Genomic DNA, 2649 nt, shown 5'->3' with positions numbered 1-2649 from the left:
GTTGAATTTCTTTGTCAGACATAGTGATCAGCATCTATATTTCATATCCAGTCCATGATGTTTAAACCATCATAAACCAGACATTTTTATTGGTGAGAATATAGACACTTTAAATGGGTTCTAACAAAAGAATTTCGTATAACGTGTATTATGTTAATTTTAGAAAAATTTTATAATCTTTGTAGAAGCCTTCAGCCATTACTCTAAAAACTTAGGCTCATACCGAATTTTTAAGACTTTGTTTAGAAAACTAGATAAAGCTGATACATTAAAAATGAGATTATAAAAAAGAAAGATGGTGCCATTGATGAAAATTAAACATCCCATTCTAAAATTGGTCGTAAGCTGTCTATGCTTAAATTCAACATATGCAATAGCCTCTCCTGTCATTCTCAATAATGGCAAAGTCCAAACATCTAATATCTCTAGCAAAATGCCAGGAACAATCTTATCCATACAAGAAGAGAGTATTGATCTATTTACCAATGCTTCACAGCGGTTCTTAATCACTTACCGTAGTCGCGGAGTACAGTCTGAACCAATTGTGACTTCAGGATATCTCTTACTGCCTAAAGGTAAAGTACCCAAAGGGGGATGGCCTGTTCTTGCTTGGGCTCATGGTACAACTGGTGTAGCAGATACTTGTGCGCCTTCTGGAGATTATGTCGGCGGCCCAGTCCATGTCTATCAACAAATTGCTGCGAAAGCACTAAATGCCTGGCTTGCCCGCGGATATGCAGTCGTCGCACCTGATTATCAGGGTTTAGGTACTCCAGGTGGACATCCATATATGAATGCACAAAGTCAGTTGCACACTGTCGTTGATGCCGTACGGGCGACCCACCTTTTAAAGCCTTATAAATTTAGTAAAAACTGGTATGTAATGGGGCATAGTCAAGGCGGTGCAGCATCTCTGAAGGTTGCAGCGGACGGTCAGAAAGATGCACCTGAATTTAATTTGCGTGGGGCAATTGCACTCGCACCGGGTGGCTATCAATACCAAGGAATCGCTGAATACGTAGCAACCCATTCTCAAATTGAAACAAGTGTTGCCGCATTTTTCCCAGTCGTACTTCTGGGAGCAGAAGCAGCAGATCCTAGCCTAGCTCCAGCAAATTTAGTTAGTTCAGAGATGGGGGAAATTCTTAATTATGCACGTAATCGCTGTTTGTCAGAATTACAATCTGATCTAAAAGCAGCACCTAAAACAGTCTTTAAACCGAATGTAAATTTGACACCTTTGACAAATTATTTAAAAAAACAGTCTATTGAGAATATGACACCTACTGTGCCGCTTTTAATTGTACAAGGTGATAAAGATCAGCTTGTAGATTACCGTGGTACTTATGCTTACTATCAGCAAGTATGTAAGAATCAAAAACCTATTGCCTTTCACCCGGTCAAGAATGGAGATCATCGTGACTCTTTAAGACAAAGTGAATTGCTGATTGGAAGCTTTATCAATTCAGTTGAACAAGGGAAAACTATAAATACCTGCAATTCAAAATGATGCGGTAGATTTAGGATTTTGAACTCAAAATAAAGCTATGCAGTAGAAGAATTAAATATTTCGAGTTTTAATATACAAATGGAAATAAATCAAAATGATGCCACAAAGTTTATTATCACTGACGAATAAAATAGCACTTGTAACAGGCGGTGCAGCAGGTATTGGGAAAGCCAGCGCTCTCATTCTTGCACAAGCAGGCTCGGACGTTATGATTGCCGATTTAAATTTAGAAGCAGCTAAACATACAGCTGAAGAAATCAAGAAGCTGACTGGACGCAACATAGAATATGTTGCATGCAATATTCTGCAAGATGATCAATTGGTCAATGCAGTGAATAAAACAATCGAAACCTTTGGTCACATTCACATCTTAGTGAACAATGCTGGAGGAGGTGGCGGTGGTCGTGAATCTCCTGATCAAATTAGCGTAGATACTATAGAACGTGATTTTCAGCTTAATGTATTTGCTGCTTGGCGATTGTGTCAGCTCGTCGCACCGCATATGAATAAAGCGGGTTACGGCTCAATCATAAATATCAGCTCTATGAGTTCAATTAACAAAAGCCCTGCTATGAGCGGATATGCATCATCAAAAGCAGCGTTAAATCATATGGTCGCTAATTTGGCTCATGATCTTGGTCCAAATATACGTATTAATGCTGTAGGACCCGGAGCAATTCGTACCGCAGCATTAGAAAAAGTACTGAAGCCTGAGATTGAAAAAACAATGCTCTCCCACACACCATTACAACGATTAGGTGAACCCGAAGATATCGCGAGAGCTGTGTTATTCTTTGCCTCACCTATTTCATCATGGGTTTCTGGACAAACCTTATTTGTAAATGGTGGTGGTGTACAAACACTTGATTAAAGAGTGCTGTCTAAAACCTAAAATTCTTATAAATTGAATATGAGGTGCAATCTGTATTTGGATGCATAGCAACTGGCTTAAAGTTGCTAAACAGATCCCACTAACTGCTTCTATTTAACATAATGGATATTATACGAAGTACATTTGTAAGCCCAAAGTAGAAATGTCCGGTTTCTCCAAAGTAAAAATGTCCGCTTTTAGAATATGCACTTTTGCAATTTTCTTAGCGGACGGTTTGATATGTTGGTGTCTATGTCGGATAAAGAAC

Annotated in this window: 2 protein-coding genes; both read left to right on the top strand. The window is 38.8% G+C overall.

Annotation, left to right across the window (positions count from 1 at the left end; translation table 11 throughout):
* Positions 1-304: 304 nt before the first annotated feature.
* Positions 305-1510 carry a S9 family peptidase gene (locus FTT63_RS15150; RefSeq protein ID WP_171524614.1) on the top strand — a complete coding sequence of 402 codons (1206 nt, stop codon included), beginning with the start codon at positions 305-307 and terminating at the stop codon, positions 1508-1510.
* A gap of 97 nt (positions 1511-1607) precedes the next feature.
* Positions 1608-2381, top strand: coding sequence for a glucose 1-dehydrogenase (locus FTT63_RS15145; RefSeq protein WP_180192462.1), 774 nt, complete (start codon positions 1608-1610; stop codon positions 2379-2381).
* The last annotated feature ends 268 nt before the right edge of the window (positions 2382-2649 follow it).

The organism is Acinetobacter sp. C15, assembly GCF_013420645.1.
GTDB lineage: Bacteria > Pseudomonadota > Gammaproteobacteria > Pseudomonadales > Moraxellaceae > Acinetobacter > Acinetobacter indicus.
The sequence above is the reverse complement of the archived record's forward strand: the minus strand, read 5'-3'. Positions and strand labels throughout refer to the sequence as shown.

Bases quoted from the DNA above. Each gene is read 5' to 3' on its own strand.
- FTT63_RS15145 (WP_180192462.1), top strand. From the start codon at position 1,608: ATGCCACAAAGTTTATTATCACTGACGAATAAAATAGCACTTGTAACA.